This window comes from Burkholderia sp. YHN3-13 (assembly GCF_055810675.1).
In genome coordinates, this window is sequence record NZ_JBVVNQ010000033.1 from 17,768 (window position 1) to 36,218 (window position 18,451).

Annotated in this window: 18 protein-coding genes and 1 pseudogene; 11 read left to right on the forward strand and 8 right to left on the reverse strand. The window is 70.6% G+C overall.

The genetic code is table 11. The features are described 5' to 3' along the window. Nucleotides 1-11: 11 nt before the first annotated feature. Entirely contained in the window at nt 12-1,718 is a 1,707-nt protein-coding gene (locus AC0KUR_RS36170) for a lactate permease LctP family transporter (RefSeq protein ID WP_206141386.1), read from the forward strand. Between the two features lie 116 nt (nt 1,719-1,834). Here the strand turns inward: AC0KUR_RS36170 and loiP are convergent, their stop codons facing one another. The 5 genes from loiP to AC0KUR_RS36195 form a co-directional block, all read right to left on the reverse strand. Continuing rightward, on the reverse strand, nt 1,835-2,596 hold the full coding sequence (loiP, locus tag AC0KUR_RS36175) for a metalloprotease LoiP (protein ID WP_034189592.1): 762 nt from the start codon (nt 2,594-2,596) through the stop codon (nt 1,835-1,837). Between the two features lie 202 nt (nt 2,597-2,798). Next, entirely contained in the window at nt 2,799-3,581 is a 783-nt protein-coding gene (locus AC0KUR_RS36180; protein WP_034189593.1) for a glycosyltransferase family 2 protein, read from the reverse strand. A gap of 128 nt (nt 3,582-3,709) precedes the next feature. After that, complete coding sequence (locus tag AC0KUR_RS36185; protein WP_473377250.1) at nt 3,710-4,909, reverse strand: chorismate transformation FkbO/Hyg5 family protein; 1,200 nt, start codon at nt 4,907-4,909, stop codon at nt 3,710-3,712. Between the two features lie 86 nt (nt 4,910-4,995). After that, complete coding sequence (gene fabG / locus AC0KUR_RS36190; protein WP_034189595.1) at nt 4,996-5,712, reverse strand: 3-oxoacyl-ACP reductase FabG; 717 nt, start codon at nt 5,710-5,712, stop codon at nt 4,996-4,998. A gap of 95 nt (nt 5,713-5,807) precedes the next feature. After that, on the reverse strand, nt 5,808-6,092 hold the full coding sequence (locus AC0KUR_RS36195; RefSeq protein ID WP_080287884.1) for a phosphopantetheine-binding protein: 285 nt from the start codon (nt 6,090-6,092) through the stop codon (nt 5,808-5,810). Nucleotides 6,093-6,639: 547 nt separating this feature from the next. Between AC0KUR_RS36195 and AC0KUR_RS36200 the strand changes: the two genes are divergently transcribed. From AC0KUR_RS36200 to AC0KUR_RS36245, 10 genes are all read left to right on the forward strand, one after another. Beyond that, on the forward strand, nt 6,640-7,293 hold the full coding sequence (locus AC0KUR_RS36200) for a COG4648 family protein (RefSeq protein ID WP_034189607.1): 654 nt from the start codon (nt 6,640-6,642) through the stop codon (nt 7,291-7,293). A gap of 53 nt (nt 7,294-7,346) precedes the next feature. Continuing rightward, the gene (locus tag AC0KUR_RS36205; protein WP_473377251.1) at nt 7,347-9,086 is read left to right on the forward strand and encodes an AMP-binding protein; all 1,740 of its coding nucleotides are present in this window, start codon (nt 7,347-7,349) and stop codon (nt 9,084-9,086) included. Next, nucleotides 9,083-10,060, forward strand: coding sequence for an LpxL/LpxP family acyltransferase (locus AC0KUR_RS36210; protein ID WP_226253450.1), 978 nt, complete (start codon nt 9,083-9,085; stop codon nt 10,058-10,060). The genes AC0KUR_RS36205 and AC0KUR_RS36210 overlap by 4 nt, the downstream gene beginning before the upstream one ends. Then, entirely contained in the window at nt 10,057-10,692 is a 636-nt protein-coding gene (locus AC0KUR_RS36215; RefSeq protein WP_034189598.1) for a LolA-related protein, read from the forward strand. Before AC0KUR_RS36210 ends, AC0KUR_RS36215 begins: the two co-directional genes overlap by 4 nt. Then, nucleotides 10,692-13,157 (forward strand): MMPL family transporter, encoded by a 2,466-nt coding sequence (locus AC0KUR_RS36220; RefSeq protein ID WP_473377252.1) that lies wholly within the window; start codon nt 10,692-10,694, stop codon nt 13,155-13,157. Before AC0KUR_RS36215 ends, AC0KUR_RS36220 begins: the two co-directional genes overlap by 1 nt. Next, nucleotides 13,154-14,038 carry a polysaccharide deacetylase family protein gene (locus AC0KUR_RS36225; protein WP_124671248.1) on the forward strand — a complete coding sequence of 295 codons (885 nt, stop codon included), beginning with the start codon at nt 13,154-13,156 and terminating at the stop codon, nt 14,036-14,038. Before AC0KUR_RS36220 ends, AC0KUR_RS36225 begins: the two co-directional genes overlap by 4 nt. Nucleotides 14,039-14,101: 63 nt before the next feature. After that, nucleotides 14,102-15,313, forward strand: coding sequence for a beta-ketoacyl-[acyl-carrier-protein] synthase family protein (locus AC0KUR_RS36230; protein ID WP_059557118.1), 1,212 nt, complete (start codon nt 14,102-14,104; stop codon nt 15,311-15,313). 8 nt (nt 15,314-15,321) lie between these two features. Beyond that, a complete protein-coding gene (locus AC0KUR_RS36235) occupies nt 15,322-16,137 on the forward strand; it encodes a beta-ketoacyl synthase chain length factor (protein WP_473377253.1) in 816 nt (271 codons plus the stop codon). Next, nucleotides 16,137-16,640: a hotdog family protein gene (locus AC0KUR_RS36240; RefSeq protein ID WP_473377254.1), complete on the forward strand. Its 504-nt coding sequence runs from the start codon at nt 16,137-16,139 to the stop codon at nt 16,638-16,640. The genes AC0KUR_RS36235 and AC0KUR_RS36240 overlap by 1 nt, the downstream gene beginning before the upstream one ends. Before the next feature lie 27 nt (nt 16,641-16,667). Next, complete coding sequence (locus tag AC0KUR_RS36245; protein WP_049031537.1) at nt 16,668-16,967, forward strand: hypothetical protein; 300 nt, start codon at nt 16,668-16,670, stop codon at nt 16,965-16,967. 85 nt (nt 16,968-17,052) lie between these two features. Here AC0KUR_RS36245 and AC0KUR_RS36250 read toward each other — a convergent pair whose 3' ends face one another. From AC0KUR_RS36250 to AC0KUR_RS36260, 3 genes and pseudogenes are all read right to left on the reverse strand, one after another. After that, the gene (locus tag AC0KUR_RS36250; protein ID WP_059557097.1) at nt 17,053-17,259 is read right to left on the reverse strand and encodes a hypothetical protein; all 207 of its coding nucleotides are present in this window, start codon (nt 17,257-17,259) and stop codon (nt 17,053-17,055) included. A gap of 109 nt (nt 17,260-17,368) precedes the next feature. Further along, complete coding sequence (phbB, locus tag AC0KUR_RS36255) at nt 17,369-18,112, reverse strand: acetoacetyl-CoA reductase (protein WP_473377255.1); 744 nt, start codon at nt 18,110-18,112, stop codon at nt 17,369-17,371. Between the two features lie 217 nt (nt 18,113-18,329). After that, nucleotides 18,330-18,451: pseudogene (locus AC0KUR_RS36260) on the reverse strand (acetyl-CoA C-acetyltransferase); the annotation flags it as partial.

Genomic DNA, 18,451 nt, shown 5'->3' on the forward strand with positions numbered 1-18,451 from the left:
AGGAGACACCCATGCAGGTTTGGCATCAGATCTACACGCCGCTCGGCAGCCTCGGGCTGTCGGCGTTCGTCGCCGCGATTCCGATCATCTTCTTTTTCGTCGCGCTGGCCGCACTGCGGATGAAAGGCCATGTCGCCGCCGCGATCACGCTGCTGCTGTCGCTCGGCGTCGCGATCCTCGCGTACGGGATGCCCATGCCGCAGGCGCTCGCGGCCGCCGGCTTCGGCTTCGCCTACGGCCTGTGGCCGATCGCATGGATCATCGTCGCGGCCGTGTTCCTGTACAAGATCGTCGTGAAGACCGGCCAGTTCGACATCATCCGCGCGTCCGTGCTGTCGATCACCGACGACCAGCGCCTGCAGATGCTGCTGATCGGCTTCTCGTTCGGCGCATTCCTCGAAGGCGCCGCCGGCTTCGGCGCACCCGTCGCGATCACGGCCGCGCTGCTCGTCGGTCTCGGCTTCAAGCCGCTGCATGCGGCAGGACTGTGTCTGATTGCAAATACCGCGCCGGTCGCGTTCGGCGCGATGGGCATTCCGATCATCGTCGCCGGGCAGGTGACGGGCATCGATCCGTTCCACATCGGCGCGATGGCCGGCCGCCAGTTGCCGCTGCTGTCGCTCGCGGTGCCGTTCTGGCTCGTGTTCATGATGGACGGACTGCGCGGCGTGCGGCAGACCTGGCCGGCCGCGCTCGTCGCGGGCGGCAGCTTCGCGGTCACGCAGTACTTCACGTCGAACCACATCGGGCCCGAGCTGCCGGACATCACGTCGTCGCTCGTCAGCCTCGTCGCGCTCGCGGCGTTCCTGAAGGTGTGGCAGCCGCGCACCGCGCGGCAGCCGGCCGGCGGCCTCGTCGCGTCCGGCGGCGGCGCGGCGCTGGCCGGGTTCGGCGCGAGCGGCACCGGCTTCGGCACCGGCACGAGCCGCCGGGCGTCGCCGTACACGCTCGCGCAGACGGTGCGCGCGTGGTCGCCGTTCCTGATTCTCACGGCCGTCGTCACCGTCTGGAGCCTCGCGCCGTTCAAGGCGCTGTTCGCCGCACACGGCGCGCTCGCGTCGACCGTGCTGAAGTTCCACGTGGCCGGGCTCGATCAGCTCGTCGTGAAGACCGCCCCGATCGCCGCGACGCCGAAGGCGCTCGACGCGGTGCTGAAGATCGATCTGGTGTCGGCGGTCGGCAGCGCGATCCTCGTGACCGCGCTGATCTCGATGGCGCTGTTGAAGATGAAGCCGCGCGACGCGCTCGTCACGTTCGGCGAGACGCTGAAGGAGCTGACGCGCCCGATCCTGTCGATCGGCCTCGTGCTCGCGTTCGCGTTCGTCGCGAACTACTCGGGGATGTCGTCGACGCTCGCGCTGATGCTGGCCGCGACCGGCGCCGCGTTCCCGTTCTTCTCGCCGTTCCTCGGCTGGCTCGGCGTGTTCCTGACGGGCTCCGATACCTCGTCGAACGCCCTGTTCTGCTCGCTGCAGCAGGCCACCGCGCACCAGCTCGGCGTGCCCGAGACACTCGCGGTCGCCGCGAACACGACGGGCGGCGTGACCGCGAAGATGATCTCGCCGCAGTCGATCGCGGTCGCATGCGCGGCGACGGGCCTCGTCGGTAAGGAATCCGAGCTGTTCCGCTTCACGGTGCGGCACAGCCTGCTGTTCGCGGTGATCGTCGGGCTGATCACGCTCGTACAGGCGTACGTGCTGCCGGGAATGGTGCCGTAAGCGGCGCACCGGCGGCCCCACAAGACAAAAACCCCACGCCCGAACGGGCGTGGGGTTTTTCGTTTCGCGTGCCGATCGCCGGCGCGGGCCGGCGATTCGTCATGCGCGTCGCGCGATCAGCTGCCCTTCGCGATGCGATCCTGGATGTGCTGCGCGCGGCTCGCCGACGACGGGTGCGAGCTCATCATCGAGCTCTGGCCGCCGTCCAGCTGCGCGAGCTTCTGGAAGCCGGTGACGAGGCCCTTCTGGCTCATGCCCTTCTGCTTCATCAGGTCGAACGAGTAGTCGTCCGCCGCGCTTTCCTGCGATTGCGAGAACTGCGCGTTGATGAACTTCTCGGTGATGTCGCCGAGCTGCGAGCTCGACAGCGCCGCGACGCCCGGCGATGCCGCGCCGGCCGCGCTGCGCGCCGCGCTCACCGCGTACGCCGTCTGCATCGCCTTCTTCGAGTGGCCCAGTGCGACGTGGCCCATTTCATGGCCGATCACGCCGCGCAGCTCGTCGTCGTTCATCATGTCCATCAGGCCGCTGTACACGCGCACGCAGCCGTTGCCCATCGCCCACGCGTTGACGTCCTTGGTCATGTAGACCTTGTAGTTGATCTTCTGGCCGTTCAGCGTCATGTCGCCGAAGCCCTTCATCACCTTCGTCAGGCGCTTCGCGTATGCGCTGTTCGCCGGCGCGATCTTCGACTCGGCGTCGCTGGACTTGCACGATTCGTTCGACAGTGCCGCGATGTCGCTGTCCGACAGCGTCGCCGCCTTGTACAGGTTCGTCCCCGCCGACGTCAGGCTGTTCGCGTCCAGGCTCTGTACCCCGCCGCATGCGCTCAACAGGAACGCCACGCCACACGCCGCCACCGCTTTCTTGAGTTGCATCCCGGAATCCCTCGATAGTTGTATTTGGGAGCGGCGATTTTGCATAATCCGGCAGAAAATTACCAGATGTTTACATCGGATGACACCTTCATTACTCGATGAATTGAAATTAAGACGCGATTCGTCACCGAATTGACGACAAAAAACGGAGCAATCGTCGCCCCCGGGCGACGTTCGGGACGGAAACCGGGCCGGCCGCCGCTCAGGCGGTCTGGTTGCTGCGCCGCGTCAACCGCCGCGCGACCAGCATCGGCAGGCGCACCGCGAAACCGGCGAACAGGCGCAGGTGCATCCACGCGAGCAGCGCGTTGTCGCGGCCATAGTGGAAGTGCGAGACGCCGCCCTCGTGCCGGCCGAAATAGCGCACCGGCGCGTCGATGCGAATCGGGCGCACGCCGGCCCAGCACAGCCGCACGGCCGCTTCGGGATCGAAGTCGAAACCGCGCATCCACGGCTGGCGCCGCATGATCGCCGCGAGCGGCGCGACCGGATACACGCGAAACCCGTACAGCGAATCGCCGATACCGGCCCACAGCGTCTCGAGGTCGGCCCAGGCGTTCGACAGCCGGCGGCCCTGCACGCGCAGCTGCGGCGCGCTCGCGTCGAACTTCGGCACGCCGAGCACCATCGCGTCGGGCTCGGCCTGCGACGCGGCCATGAAGGCGGGAATCAGGTCGGCCGGATGCTGGCCGTCGGAATCCATCGTCAGCACGTGCGTGAAGCCGCTCGCGGCCGCCGCGTCGAGCCCCGCGAGCACCGCGGCGCCCTTGCCGCGATTCTCCGGCAGCACGATCACGCGCAATCCGGGATCGCGCTTCGCCATCGCCTGCAGCCGTTCGGCGCTGCCGTCGGTGCTGCCGTCGACGACGACCCACACCGGGTTCCACCGCGCGCGCGCCTGGCGCACGGTCGTGTCGACCTTGACACCCGGGTTGTAGCTCGGGATCAGCACGAGATGGGTGGACGAGGCGTGCAGCTTGGACATGGAAACAGCCGATTGCGAAGACGGGGATCCTGACAAAATTTTATGACTTGCCGGCGAACGTCGGCAGGCTTCGTCGAGGACATCGTCGACGCCATTCGCCGGTTGCCGGATCGTGAGGTTCTCGCGCTTCATGACAGCCACTCCATTGCATGTCCCGCACTGGCCTCGATCTCGACCAGCAGGTCGTCGCGGCACACGTCCGCGTGCACGAACAGCGGCCGCACGCGTGGCCCGGCCGCGTCGCGCAGCACGCGCCCGATCGCGGCGAGCGCCGCGGCATCGCCGGCGTCGCGCACGTAGACGCGATAGCTCAGGTCGGCGAGCGAGAACGGGCCATGCCCCTGCCGCGCGGCCTGCTCGAGCACGGCCGCGAGATTCGCGACCGTCTCGCGCGTCTGCGCGACGACGTCGCCGTGATGTACGGTGCGATGCCCGACGATGCTCGCGGTACCCGATACGAACAGCACCGGCGCCGCGGCCCCAGCGGCCCACGCGGCGGCGCGCGCGAACGTCGGCGCACGCGGGCCGTACTGCGCCGGGTAGTGGTACGCGCTCACCTGGCGCGGATTCTCGACCGGATCGGCCGGCGTGCGGCTCGCGAGGAAATGAACCGCGAGCGGCGCGTCGCCCGCGACCGGCACGACCGAGCCGAGCGCACACGCGGCCGGCACGCCGCCCGTCAGCGCGCGATGGCACGCGTCGAACGCTTGCTGGCGACCGATATTGAACTGACGATAGCGCTCGATCCCGAACTGCACCGCGTTGATCGCCGGCACCGTGTTCCAGATGCGCAGCGGATGCGGCATGTCGAGCGCATCGAGCAGGTCGAACAGCATGCGGTATGCATCGAACGTCGCGCGCTCGAGCGGCGTACCGCCGTCATACGCATTGTGCGTGACATGCGTCTCCTGCACGACGAGGCTGCCGAACACGAGCCCGGCCGTTTCGCTGTAGCGGTAGTGCAGCGCGCCGCGCCGTTCGCTGCGCAGGTCGCGCGCATCGCATTGCCAGATTTCGCAGACGGCGTCGTGCGGCGCGGCATCGGCGCCGAGCAGCGCCATCCGCACCGGTGCGACCGGCAGGTCGGGCGCGGTATCGGCAAGGATCCGTTGCGCGGCATCGGCATGCGAGCCGGCCGCGCCGATGCACACCGCGCCCAGCGCGCCCGGCACGACGTGGTCGAGCCGCGCGGCATGCAGCAACGCGACGAGCCGCGCATGGCTCATCTGGACGAGCCGCAGCGCGCGGTCGCCGCCATGCGCGAACGGCGCGGTGGCGGACGGCGGCGAACACGAGCGCCGTTCGGCGTCGACGGGATGCACGGACACTTCGATTTCCTCACTATGCGGCGCGGGCCGCGCGGCAACACGGCCCTGCGCCGCGTTGCGTTACGCGACGGACGCGGCGCGCGTCGTCACGCGAGACCGCCGTTGACGGACAGCACCTGCCCCGTCACATAAGCCGCGGCGTCGGACACCAGATACGCGACCATCGCCGCGACTTCGTCGGGCCGGCCCGCGCGTTGCGCGGGCACGAGCTGCTTGATGCGTTCGGCGGGAAACGCCTGTTCGGCCATCGGCGATTCGATGATGCCGGGCGCCACCGCGTTGACGGTGATGCCGCGCGACGCGAGCTCCAGCGACAGCGACTTCGTCGCGCCGATCAGCCCCGCCTTCGCGGCCGCGTAGTTGACCTGCCCGCGATTGCCGGTCACGCCGGCCACCGACGCGATGTTGACGATCCGCCCGCGGCGCGTGCGGATCATCGGCAGCAGCAACGGCTGCGTGACGTTGAAAAAGCCGTTGAGCGTCACGTCGATCACGCTGTGCCATTGCCGTTGCGACATGCCGGCCATCGGCGCGTCGTCGTGAATGCCTGCGTTGTTGACGAGGATCTGCACCGGCGACGTGTCGATGAAAGGCTTCAGCGCGGCGAGCGTCGCTTCGGCGTCGGTCACGTCGAATGCGATCGCATGCGCGCTGCCGCCGGCCGCGACGATCTGCTGCGCGACCGCCTCCGCCTGCGCGAGATGGCGGTTCGCATGCACCCATACTTCATGGCCGGCCTGCGCGAGCGCCGTGCAGATCGCCTGCCCGAGTGCGCCGCTGCCGCCCGTCACGAGCGCCCGCATCGAATTGCTCCGTTCATCGCGTTTCACCTCGATCGACGCGACGGCGAACCGTACGCCGATCGCCGCCGCATCCCGTCATGCACTGCGCGCCACCGTTACTTCGTGCGATGCGCGGCGACGTACGCGGCCAGCGCGCCGAGCGTCGCGAAGATCGTCTGGTTGTCCGGATTGTCCGAGCGCAGTTCGAAGCCGAATTTCTTCGAGATCAGCAGCGCGATTTCCAGGATGTCGATGGAGTCGAGCCCGAAACCTTCGCCATACAGCGGAGTGTCGGCCGTCACTGTGTCGAGCGGGACGTCTTCGAGATTCAGTTCGCCGATGATCAGCGTGGCGAGCTCTTGTTCCAGTGCGTTCATCATGCGTGCGGGCAGGCGGCCCATGGCAGCGGAAGGCGCCCGGAAAAGGCAACCGTCGTGCACGCCCGGCGCGTGCCAATCTCCGTCCCTCCGGCGTCTGCCGGCTTCCCCGCCTGCGTTGTCTGGGGATGGTTTGTAAAAGTTACGCGGATTCTAGACGAAGGGTATCGGGGCGTATACCGTGAATGGTTACAGACTGGCGAGCCGGCGCCGCGGCCCGTTTCGCGACGCGAATGCACGAGACGCTTGAGCCGCTTTGGATGGAAATGGACCGACCCCGCGAAACCGTTCGCCCGGTGCCATACAATCGGTTACAAAACCCGGTCGCACCGGCCCCGAACGCGCGGCGCCGCGGCCCTAAAATGAGCGTGCCCGACCACCGGCCCGGACCCGCGTCCCGGCCGCCATTCATATGATGTTTGACGGCCCGACCACCGTGTCCGGCCACGATCCGCCCGATGTCTCCAGTCATGCCGCGTCCGCCCTTCCGCTCCGTTCCGGTTCGCCTGCCCGTCCGCCGCCGTGCCGCGGCCGCGGCCCGGTGCCCGCGCCGTGCGCACGGAGGCGGCCGATGAGCCGGCTGCTGTCGGTCCTGCGCGGCATGGCAGCGGTCGGTGCCGTGGCGGCCTACCAGGCCGGCGCGCACTACGCGAGCGCGACGCCGGGCGCGCACGGCTTCGGGCTCGCGATGGCGCTCGTGCCGCCGCTGCTGCTCGCGCTCGGCGCGGCGCTGCGTTCGCCGCGGCGCGCATGGCTCGTGCCGGCGTGGCTGCTGGCCGCCGCCGCGCTGTGGGGGGCTCGCGCGCCGCTCGCGCGGCACTTCGAATGGGGCCTGTATCTGGAACACGCGAGCTTCAACCTCGCGATGGCGCTGCTGTTCGGCCGCACGCTCGCGGCCGGCCAGGTGCCGCTGTGCACGCGCTTCGCGGCGATGATCCACGGCACGGTCACGCCGGCCGTCGCGCGTTACACGCGGCGAATCACGCTCGCGTGGACGCTGTTCTTCGTCGCGACCGCCGCCGTGTCGACGCTGCTGTTCGCGACCGCGCCGATCGTCACGTGGTCGACGTTCGCGAACTACCTGTCGCTGCCGCTCGTCGCCGTGATGTTCGCCGCCGAGCATGCGTGCCGGCGCTTCGCGCTGCCGCACGAACCGCGGCCCCGGATGGCCGACGCGGTGCGCGCGTACCGCGCGACGGCACACGCGTCGCAGGCGTCACGATGAATTCATGACCGGCGCGCCGCCGCGCCGGCCTTCGCCCCCGTTTCGACCGATTTATGCCGACTCACCCGCTGGTATTCCATTCCTCGCCGGACCAGACGATCGCCTGGCGCGACGGTACGCCCGTCACCGTGCGCGCGTTCGTCGCCGACGTCGCGCGCGTGGCCGCCGCGCTGCCCGCCGGCGGCCACGTGTTCAACGTGTGCCGCGACCGCTACCGTTTCGCGGTCAGCCTGTGCGCGGCGCTCGTCGCCGGCAAGATCAGCCTGCTGCCGTCGACGCACACGCCGGAAATGGTCCGCCAGCTCGCCTCGTTCGCACCCGACGCGTTCTGCCTGCACGACGCGCCCGACTGCACGATCGACCTGCCGCGCTTCGCCTATCCCGATGCCGCGCCCGGCGCGCTTGCGGACGACGCGCCGTTCGCCGTGCCGCGGATCGACGCGGCGCGAATCATGGCCTACGTGTTCACGTCCGGCTCGACCGGCACGCCGGTGCCGCACCGCAAGACCTGGGGTTTCCTGGTCGGCTGCGTGCGCGCGGCGGCCGACCGCCTCGGGCTGCTCGACGGGCGCGCGGCCACGCTGATCGGCACGGTGCCCGCGCAGCACATGTACGGCTTCGAGTCGACGGTGCTGCTCGCGCTGATCGGCGGCCTCGCGTTCAGCAACCGCCAGCCGTTCTACCCGGTCGACATCCGCGACGAGCTCGACGCGATCCCGCAGCCGCGCGTGCTCGTCACGTCGCCGATCCACCTGCGGGCGCTGCTGTCCGCCGGCCATGCGCTGCCGCCGGCGGCCCTCGTGCTGTCGGCCACCGCGCCGCTGTCGGAAAAACTCGCGTGCGAAGCCGAAGCCGCGCTCGACGCGCCGCTCGTCGAGATTTACGGCAGCACGGAAACCGGCCAGATCGCGACGCGCCGCACGTCGCGGGGCGCGGCGTGGGAACCGTTCCCGGACATCCGCCTCGACGCGCGCGCCGAACCGGACGGCGACGACAGCGGGCCGACCGTGTGGGTATCGGGCGGGCACGTCGAGGCGCCCGTGCCGATGGGCGATGCGCTCGAACTGCTCGGCGACGGCCGGTTCCTGCTGCACGGCCGCAAGGCCGACCTCGTGAACATCGCCGGCAAGCGCACGTCGCTCGCCTACCTGAATCATCAGCTCAACGCGATTGCGCAGGTAGTCGACGGCGTGTTCTTCATGCCCGACGAAGCCGCGCCCGCGCACGGCGATACCGGCCTCGAACCGGTCACGCGCCTCGTCGCGCTCGTCGTCGCGCCGACGCTCACGGCCGCCGATCTGCAGCGCGCGCTGCGCGAGCGGATCGATCCTGCATTCATGCCGCGCCCGCTCGTGTTCGTCGACGCGCTGCCGCGCAACGAAACGGGCAAGCTGCCGCGCGACGTGCTCGCCGCGCTCGTCGCGCAACATGCGCGCGCCACGGCCGCGCCGGCGCCCGAACGCGCCGCGGCCGCCTCCGCACTCGCGTTCACGATTCCCGCCGATCATCCGGCGCTGCCCGGCCACTTCCCCGGCCATCCGGTCGTGCCGGGCGTCGTGCTGCTCGATCACGCGATCCGCGCGATCGGCACGGCGCTGAACCGTCCGCTGCACGCATGGCGGCTCGGTTCCGCGAAATTCCTGAGCCCGGTCGCCCCGGGCGAACCGCTCGATCTCGCATACGACACCGCGGCCGGCGGCGCGATCCGCTTCACGCTGCGCGTCGGGTCGCGCGAAGTCGCGACCGGCGTGCTGTCCGCGCCGCCGGCCGCGCGGGATGGCGCGCAGCCATGAAGCGCACCGCGTGGGCCGAACGCCAGGAACGCAGCAACGCCGGTTTGCTGCGCACGATGACGTGGATCTCGCTGCGCTTCGGCCGGCAGCGCGCGCGCCTCGTGCTGCACCTGATCGCGACGTACTTCGTGCTGTTCTCGCCGGCCGCGTGCGCCGCGTCGCGCGATTACCTGCGCCGCGTGCTCGGCCGCCCCGCGCGCTGGCGCGACGTGTACCGGCACGTGTTCACGTTCGCGGCGACGATTCACGACCGCATCTACCTGATGAACGGACGCTTCGACCTGTTCGACATCCGGCTGCACGGCGAGACGCTCGTCGACGGTGCGCTCGCGGGCGGCCGCGGCGCGTTCCTGATGGGCGCGCACCTCGGCAGCTTCGAGGTCGTGCGCGCGATCGGCCGCACGCATCCGGACCTGCGCGTCGTCGTCACGATGTACGAGACGAATGCGCGCAAGATCAACGCGACGCTCGCCGCGGTGAACCCGGCCGCGAAGCCCGAAGTGATTCCGCTCGGGCAGGTCGACTCGATGCTGAAGGTGCGCGAGCGCCTCGACGCGAACTGCATGGTCGGCATGCTCGCCGACCGCACGCTGCTCGACGACGCGGCCGCGTCGCTGCGGCGGCTGCCGCTGCTCGGCACGCCGGCCGCGTTCCCGCGCGGGCCGCTGTACATGGCCGCGATGCTCAAGCGCCCGGTGATCTTCATGACGGGCCTCTATCGCGACGGCAACCGCTACGACGTGCACTTCGAGACGCTCGCCGATTTCTCCGACGTGCGGCGCGACACGCGCGCGGCGGCCGTCGACGCGGCACTCGCGCGCTACGTCGCGCTACTCGACAAGTACTGCCGCGCGGCGCCGTACAACTGGTTCAACTTTTTCGATTTCTGGCAAGACGGCGACGCCGCGGCCGCGCGCCGCGACACCGCGCACGCCGGTGCCGACCTGCCCGCCACGAGGGATTCCGACGCATGACCGCCGTTCGCCGCTTTCCGCTTCCGTTCGCGGCGCGCCGCGCCGCGCGCCTGCTCGCCACCGCGGCCGCCGCGCTCGCGCTGGCCGTGCCCGCGCGCGCGGCCGACACGACGCCTGCGTGGAACCTCGACCGGCTGATGTCGACGCTCGCGCGGCACAAGTCGGGACGCGCGACGTTCACCGAGACGAAGTACCTGTCGATCGCCACGCAGCCGGTCGAATCGTCCGGCGAGCTCGTGTTCGTCGCCCCCGATCATCTGGAAAAGCACACGCTGAGCCCGAAGCCCGAACATCTCGTGGTCGACGGCGACATGCTCACGGTCGAGCGCAACAACCGCACGTTCACGCTCGCGCTCGCGCGCTATCCGGAACTCGGCGCGTTCATCGACAGCATCCGCGCGACGCTCGCCGGCAACCGCTTCGCGCTCGAACAGGTGTACAAGGTCGCCCTTTCCGGGCGCGGCGACGACTGGACGCTGACGCTCACGCCGCTCGACGCGCGAATGCTGAAGGTCGTCAGCACGATCACGCTCGACGGCACGCGCGACGAATTGCGCGGCGTCGCGATCCGGCAGGCCGACGGCGACCGGTCGGTGATGCGCCTGCAACCCGTTGCGGCGACCGCGAACTGATGGCCGAACGCACGCGCCCCTCCCTCGTCGCGCGCCGCCTGCACGTGTGGCGGCAGCGCGCGGTGCTCGTGTGGCTGCTCGTGCTCGCCGCATGCGGCGTCGCGATCGGGCGTGCGCACTTCACGGCCGACCTGTCCGCCTTCCTGCCGAGTTCGCCGAGCGCCGGACAGCGCGTGCTCGTCGACCAGTTGCGCGACGGCATCGTGTCGCGGCTGATCCTCGTCGCGATCGACGGCGGCGATGCGGCCACGCGTGCCGCACTGTCGCGGCGCGTCGCCGGCGCGCTGCGCGCCGATCCGCAATTCGCGGCCGTGCACAACGGCGAAGCCGCGAACGACGCGCGCGACCGGCAGTTCGTCTTCGATCACCGCTACCTGCTGAGCCCGGCCGTCACGCCGCAGCGCTTCAGCGCCGACGGCCTGCACCGCGCGCTCGGCGACAGCCTCGACCTGCTGAGCTCGTCGGCCGGCCTCGTCGCCAAGGCGATGCTGCCGCGCGACCCGACCGGCGAAGTCACCGCGCTCGTCGACCAGCTCGACAGTGCGGCCGAACCGGCGAGCCGCGACGGCGTGTGGGCATCGCGCGACGGCACGCGCGCGGTGCTCGTCGTGCAGACGGCCGCCGCCGGCGCCGATACCGACGCGCAGGCACACGCGATCGACACGGTGCGCCGCGCGTTCGCCGCCGCGCAACAGGCCGTCCCGAATGCAGCGGCGAACACGCTGGCGATGACGGGCCCCGGCGTGTTCTCGGTCGACACGCGCGACACGATCCGGCATGACGTCGAGCGCCTGTCGACGGCGAGCGTCGTGCTGATCGTCGCGCTGCTGCTCACGCTGTACCGTTCGCCGCGCACGCTCGCGCTCGGGCTGCTGCCGGTGCTGACCGGCGTCGCGGCCGGGATCGCGGCGGTCAGCGTCGCGTTCGGCACGGTCCACGGGCTCACGCTCGGTTTCGGCACGACGCTGATCGGCGAAGCCGTCGACTACTCGATCTACCTGTTCGTGCAATCGGCGCAGGCCGGCACGCGCGGCGCCGCGCGCCCGGGCGACGCGACACGCGCATGGGTCGCCGCGTACTGGCCGACGATCCGGCTCGGCGTGCTGACGTCCGTGTGCGGATTCGCGTCGATGCTGTTCTCCGGATTCCCGGGCCTCGTGCAGCTCGGGCTGTATTCGATCGTCGGGCTGACGGCCGCCGCGCTCGTCACGCGCTTCGTGCTGCCGCACCTGCGCGGCGAGCACGTCGCGATCCGCGACGTATCGCGCATCGGCGCGGCGCTCGCACGGGCGGCCGATGCCGCGCCGCGGCTGCGCTGGCCGCTCGCCGCGCTCGTGGTCGCCGCGACCGCGACGCTCGTGCTGCATCGCGACGGCCTGTGGAGCCGCGAACTCGCCGCGCTCAGCCCCGTGCCTGCGCCGGCGCAGGCACTCGACGCGCGACTGCGCGCCGACGTCGGCGCGCCCGACGTGCGCTACCTCGTCGTGATCGCCGCGCCGACCGAACAGGCCGCGCTCGAAGGCGCGGAGAAAGTCGCCGCGCAATTGCAGCCGCTCGTCGACCAGGGCGCGCTCGCCGGTTTCGAAAGTCCCGCGCGCTACCTGCCGAGCGATGCCGCGCAGCGCGCGCGCCTCGCGAGCCTGCCGGATGCGGACGTGCTCGCCGCCCGGATGCGCGACGCCGTCGCGAACCAGCCGATCGCCGTGAAGCCCGAGCTGTTCGCACCGTTCATCGCCGACGTCGACGCCGCACGCCACGCGCCGCTGCTGACGCGCGCGGACCTGCGCGGCACGTCGATGGCGCTGGCCGTCGATGCGCTGCTGACCGAACGTGACGGCCGCTGGAACGCGATGTTGCCGCTGCGCGCGCCGGACGCCGCACGCGCCGCGCAACCGGCGGCCGGCCTCGACGCGACGCCGATTCGCGCGGCCGTCGCGCGCGCGGGCGTGCCCGACGCGCTGTTCGTCGACATGAAGGCCGAAGCCGATCGCCTCTACGTGAGCTACGTGCGCGAGGACATCCGGCTGTCGCTCGCGGGTTTCGCCGCGATCGCCGTGCTGATGCTGATCGCGCTGCGCTCGCCGCGCGTTGCCGCGCGCGCGCTCGCACCGCTCGTCGCGGCCGTGCTGGTCGTGACGGCCGGCTTCGCGCTGGCCGGCGTGCAACTGACGATCCTGCATCTCGTCGGAATGCTGCTGATCGTCGCGGTCGGCTCGAACTACGCGCTGTTCTTCTGCAAGCGCGACGACGCGCAGCCCGTGACGCCGTACACGCTCGTGTCGCTGCTGATCGCGAACCTCGCGACGGTCGCCGGCTTCGGGTTGCTCGCGCTGTCGCGCGTGCCGCTGCTCGAAACCTTCGGGCTGACCGTCGGCCCCGGCGCGATGCTCGCGCTCGCCTTCGCGGCGATTCTCGCGCCGCGCGCCGCGGCGGCCGGCGATCGTCGTCAACGGAGTCCGGCATGAACGCGCCGCCGTCCGTTCCATCGCATCGGGCCGGCGATGCGCGCCGCTGGAAACCGACGCCGCTGATCGCCGGCGCGGCCGCGTTGCACGCGGGTGCGGCGGCCGCCGTCATCGCGCAGCCGGCCGCGTGGCCGTGGGCCGTCGGTGGCGTGGTCGCGTCGCATCTCGCGCTGACGGCCGCCGGCCTGTGGCCGCGCAGCGCGCTGCTCGGCCCGAACTGGACGCGTCTGCCGACGGGTGCCGGCCGCCGGATCGCGCTGACGATCGACGACGGCCCGGACCCGGACGTCACGCCGCGCGTGCTCGACCTGCTCGACCGTTACGACGCGCGCGCGACGTTCTTCTGCATCGGCGATCTCGCGCGCCGTCATCCGCGGTGGATCGAGGCGATCGTCGCGCGCGGCCATGCGGTCGAGAACCATAGCCAGCGGCACCGGCATACGTTCTCGCTGTCGGGGCCCGCCGCGCTGCGGCGCGAGATCTCGGCCGCGCAACGGACGCTGACCGAGATCGCCGGCACGCGCCCGCTGTTCTTCCGCGCGCCGGCCGGCCTGCGCAATCCGTTTCTCGAACCGGTGCTGTGCGAACTCGGCCTGCAGCTCGCCAGTTGGACGCGGCGCGGTTTCGACACGCGCACCCGCGATGCCGCGATCGTCACACAGCGCCTGCTGCACGGGCTCGATGCGCGCGACATCCTGCTGGTGCACGACGGTCACGCGGCACGCGATGCGCGCGGCGAACCGGTCGTGCTCGACGTGCTGCAGGCGGTACTGCACGCCGCCGCCGATGCGCAGTTGCACTGGACCACGCTGCGCGCGGCGCTCGCGCCCGAACCGTCCGGCCAGCCGGGCGTTCCGGCCCCCCCGTTTGATAAAATCTGACCTCGAACGGCGCGCCTGCCAGCCGTGCTGCGGCGCCCGTTCCGGCCACCGGATGCGACCCTCGTGAAACCTCTCCTGCTCTCGCACTTCACCGCCACCAGCTGCATCGGCCGCGGCCTCGACGCGACCCTCGATGCGCTGCGCCACGCTCGTGGCGGGCTCACGCCGTGCGACTTCGAGCGCGCGAACCTCGACACGTGGATCGGCGCGGTGGACGGGGTCGATGCACACCCCGTACGGGCGGATCTCGCCGACTTCGAATGCCGCAACAACCGCCTCGCGCAGCTCGGCCTCATGCAGGACGGCTTCGACGCAAGCGTTGCGGCGGCCGTCGCGCGCTACGGTGCGGCACGCGTCGGCGTGTTCGTCGGCACGAGCACGGCCGGCATCCTCGAGACCGAACACGCATACCGGCACCGCGACCCGGCGAACGGCGCACTGCCGGCCGGCTTCCGCTATGCGCAAACGCACAACCCGTATTCGCCGGCGGCATTCGTGCGCGCGTATTTCGCGCTGCGCGGGCCGGCGATGGCGATCTCGTCCGCGTGCTCGTCCGGCGCGAAGGTGTTCGGCTCCGCGCGCCGCATGATCGAGGCCGGGCTGATCGACGCGGCCGTCGTCGGCGGCGTCGATTCGCTGTGCCTGACGACGCTGTACGGCTTCAATTCGCTCGAGCTGCTGTCGCGCCGGCCGTGCCGGCCGTTCGACGTCGCGCGCGACGGCATCTCGATCGGCGAGGCCGCCGCGTTCGCGCTCGTCGAGCGCGTGCCCGGCCCGCCCGCCGCGCTCGACGACGACGCGATCCTGCTGCTCGGCATCGGCGAATCGAGCGATGCGCATCACATGTCGTCGCCGCATCCGGAAGGGCTCGGCGCGCGCACCGCGATCGAGCAAGCGCTCGCGTCCGCCGGCCTCGGCGCACGCGATATCGACTACGTGAATCTGCACGGCACCGCGACGCCGAGCAACGATGCGGCCGAAAGCCGCGCGGTCGGCGCGCTGTTCGCCAGCACGCCGTCCAGTTCGACGAAGGGCGCGACCGGCCACACGCTCGGCGCGGCCGGCGCGCTTGAAGCCGTCGTCGCCGCGCTCGCGCTGCGCGAGCAGTTCGTGCCGGCCGGCATCAACACGACGCAACCCGACCCGGCGCTCGCGGCCGACTACGTGCTCGCGAGCCGCGACACGCGTGTGCGCGCCGTCCTGTCCAATTCATTCGGCTTCGGCGGCACCAATTGCAGCCTGATCCTCGGCCGCGCCGATCACGCACGCCGTTGAGGCCCGCCATGACACTCACCGCCTTCATCGAAAGCATCGGCCTCGTCGGGCCCGGATTGAACGACTGGCCACACGCGGCCGACGTGCTCGCGGGCCGCGCACCCTATGCGCCCGCGCGCACCGCGCTGCCGCCGCCGGCCGGGCTGCCGTCGGCCGAGCGGCGCCGCACGGGCCCCGTCGTGCGCACGGCGCTCGCGGTCGGCCACGAAGCCGTGGCCGCGAGCGACCGCGATGCCGCGACGCTCGCGACCGTCTTCAGCGCATCCGGCGGCGACGGCCAGAATTGCCACGCGATCTGCGAGACGCTGGCCGGCGACGATCGCCAGCTGTCGCCGACGCGCTTTCACAACTCCGTGCACAACGCGCCGGCCGGTTACTGGAGCATCGCGACCCGTGCGATGGCGACGTCGAACGTGCTGTGCGCGCACGACGGCAGCTTTGCCGCCGGCCTGCTCGAGAGCCTGTGCCAGGTCGCGGTCGATCGCACGCCGACGCTGCTGATCGCGTACGACACCGACTATCCGGAACCGCTGCGCGCGGTGCGGCCGATCGACGACGCGTTCGGCGTCGCACTCGTGCTCGCACCCGATGAGCGTGAACGCGCGCTCGCCCGTATTGACGTGCGGCTCACCGACGCGCCCGCGACGACACTCGCGCATGCCCAACTCGATGCGTTGCGCGCCGGCAATCCGGCCGCGCGCGTGCTGCCGTTGCTCGACGCACTGGCCACGCGGCGGTCGACGCGTGTCGTGCTCGATTATCTCGGCGATACGCGCGTGCAGATCGACATCGCGATCCCCGAGCGCTTCGCGGAGCGGGCGTGATGACCGCCGCGCGTCCGCTTGCGCCGCCGCTCGATCGCGCCTGGATCGCCGCGCACATTCCGCACGCCGGCGCGATGTGCATGCTCGATACGGTCGATGCATGGGACGCCGAACGGATCCGCTGCACGGCGACGAGCCATCGCGATCCGCACAACCCGCTGCGCTCGCACGGCCGGCTCGCGTCGGTCTGCGGCATCGAATACGCGGCGCAGGCGATGGCCGTGCACGGCGCGCTGCTCGGGGCGCACGAAGCCCGCCCGCGCGTCGGTTATCTCGCGAGCATGCGCAACGTCGACGCGTTCGTCGACCGGCTGGACACGTTCGATCAGCCGCTCGTCGTCGAGGCGGAACGCGTGAGCGGCGACGACCGCTCGGTGCTGTACGGCTTCGCGCTGCGCTGCGGCGACCGCGTGCTGCTGTCCGGCCGCGCCGCGGTGATGCTCGACGCGTCGGCCGCGGGCACGTTTCGACCGGCGCCTGCCGGCACCCCGAATCCTCGCTGAAGAAACCAACCCCAAGGAAACCAGGTCGTGAAAGTTCGTCAGTTCATAGGTACCGCGCTCGTTCTGGCGCTGATCAGCCCGATCGCGCACGCGGACATGTCGGAAGTGAAGCAGGACATCAAGCGCGATTCGAAGGAAGCCGCGCACAAGACCGGCGAGGCGGCGCGCAGCTTCGGCCACGCGACCGCGAGCGCCGCGAAGGCAGTCGGGCACGGCGTCGCACACGCGTCGCGCGAAGGCTGGGATGCCACCAAGCGCACGACGAAGCGGATCTTCCACAAGAGCGACTCGGGCGAGTCGTCCGGAAAGAGCGGCACGAGCGATTGATCACGCGCGTCGTGCGCGGACGGACCGCGATCAACGAATGACCATTCATCGATCGCAACGCGTCACGGCCGCGAGGCTGCCGCCGTCAACGCGTCCCGCGCATGCGGCGTGCCTGTCGTACCGGCCTGCGCGCAAAGCACCTGCCGTACGCGACGAGCCCGCCGTCGCGATGATCGAAGTTCCGCAGCTGCCGCGCGCGGCGCCGCTCGAGCCAGTAGAGCGAGACCGCCACTGTCAGCGCGACGGCGAGCGCCGTGCCGCCGATCGCGATTCCGATCCAGGTGTCGCCCATGCGTTCTCCCGAATGCGAGGCCGAAGCGGCGCGCCTGCCGCCGCTCCGGCACTGGATAGTGCAGAACGCGGCCCGTCACGTGCGCGACTGCCGTGCGGGCCGCCGCGCGTCAGTGCATGTGCTGGCCGCCATTGATCGCGATGTTGGAGCCCGTCACGAAGCCGGCCTCCTCCGAGCACAGATAAGCGACCAGCGCCGCGACTTCCTCGGGCTTGCCGAGCCGGCCCGCCGGAATCTGCGGGAGGATCTTCGAGTCGAGGATGTCCTGCGGGATCGCCGTCACCATCTTCGTCGCGAGGTAGCCCGGCGACACGGTGTTCACCGTCACGCCCTTGCGCGCGATCTCCAGCGCGAGCGATTTCGTGAAGCCGTGCATGCCGGCCTTCGCGGCCGCATAGTTGGTCTGGCCGACCGAACCCTTCGAGCCGTTCACCGACGAGATGTTGACGATGCGCCCCCAGCCGCGCTCGACCATGCCTTCGCAGACGGGCTTCGTCATGTTGAACACGGAGTCGAGGTTGGTGCGGATCACGGCATCCCAGTTGACCTTGTCGAGCTTGCGCAACGTCATGTCGCGCGTGATGCCCGCGTTGTTCACGAGAATGTCGACCGGGCCGACCTCCCGCACGATCTTCTCGATGCATTGCTGGCACGAATCGTGATCGGCCACGTCCACCGGGTACGCATGGAACGCCCGGCCGGCCGCATGCATCTCGGTCAGCCAGCGGTCCGCACCGGCGTTGTTCGGCGAATACGTGACGACTACCCGGTGGCCCGCGTCGTTCAACCTGATGCTGACCGCTTCGCCAAGACCGCCCATTCCACCAGTCACAATTGCAATTCGCTTAGTCATCCTATAAATTACCGACAAAAAAAGTAATCGATGAATGCGGGGCGGCGGCATCGTACCTGCTGCCGCCCCACCGCTTCGATACGCCACCGCCCGCGTCGCGGGTGCGGTACGCACCGGAACCTTCGCGCGTATTATTGGCTGCTTGTCATGCGCGAAACCCGTCTGGTTCGCTGCGGTGCCAGCCGGCGCCGCGGCGAACCGTGTCGCCAAGCCCTGCTCAGACGCACTCGACCGCGAGCGCGACACCCATCCCGCCGCCGATGCACAGCGACGCCAGCCCGCGCTTCGCGTCGCGCTTGGCCATCTCGTGCAGCAGCGTCACCAGGATCCGGCAGCCCG

Excerpts from the sequence above, each read along its gene's own strand:
- loiP (WP_034189592.1), bottom strand. The coding sequence starts at position 2,596 with ATGCAACTCAAGAAAGCGGTGGCGGCGTGTGGCGTGGCGTTCCTGTTG.
- AC0KUR_RS36220 (WP_473377252.1), top strand. The coding sequence starts at position 10,692 with ATGGCCGAACGCACGCGCCCCTCCCTCGTCGCGCGCCGCCTGCACGTG.
- AC0KUR_RS36250 (WP_059557097.1), bottom strand. The coding sequence starts at position 17,259 with ATGGGCGACACCTGGATCGGAATCGCGATCGGCGGCACGGCGCTCGCC.
- AC0KUR_RS36200 (WP_034189607.1), top strand. The coding sequence starts at position 6,640 with ATGAGCCGGCTGCTGTCGGTCCTGCGCGGCATGGCAGCGGTCGGTGCC.
- fabG (WP_034189595.1), bottom strand. The coding sequence starts at position 5,712 with ATGCGGGCGCTCGTGACGGGCGGCAGCGGCGCACTCGGGCAGGCGATC.
- AC0KUR_RS36205 (WP_473377251.1), top strand. The coding sequence starts at position 7,347 with ATGCCGACTCACCCGCTGGTATTCCATTCCTCGCCGGACCAGACGATC.
- AC0KUR_RS36235 (WP_473377253.1), top strand. The coding sequence starts at position 15,322 with ATGACACTCACCGCCTTCATCGAAAGCATCGGCCTCGTCGGGCCCGGA.
- phbB (WP_473377255.1), bottom strand. The coding sequence starts at position 18,112 with ATGACTAAGCGAATTGCAATTGTGACTGGTGGAATGGGCGGTCTTGGC.
- AC0KUR_RS36225 (WP_124671248.1), top strand. The coding sequence starts at position 13,154 with ATGAACGCGCCGCCGTCCGTTCCATCGCATCGGGCCGGCGATGCGCGC.
- AC0KUR_RS36180 (WP_034189593.1), bottom strand. The coding sequence starts at position 3,581 with ATGTCCAAGCTGCACGCCTCGTCCACCCATCTCGTGCTGATCCCGAGC.
- AC0KUR_RS36170 (WP_206141386.1), top strand. The coding sequence starts at position 12 with ATGCAGGTTTGGCATCAGATCTACACGCCGCTCGGCAGCCTCGGGCTG.
- AC0KUR_RS36195 (WP_080287884.1), bottom strand. The coding sequence starts at position 6,092 with ATGGGCCGCCTGCCCGCACGCATGATGAACGCACTGGAACAAGAGCTC.
- AC0KUR_RS36215 (WP_034189598.1), top strand. The coding sequence starts at position 10,057 with ATGACCGCCGTTCGCCGCTTTCCGCTTCCGTTCGCGGCGCGCCGCGCC.
- AC0KUR_RS36240 (WP_473377254.1), top strand. The coding sequence starts at position 16,137 with ATGACCGCCGCGCGTCCGCTTGCGCCGCCGCTCGATCGCGCCTGGATC.
- AC0KUR_RS36210 (WP_226253450.1), top strand. The coding sequence starts at position 9,083 with ATGAAGCGCACCGCGTGGGCCGAACGCCAGGAACGCAGCAACGCCGGT.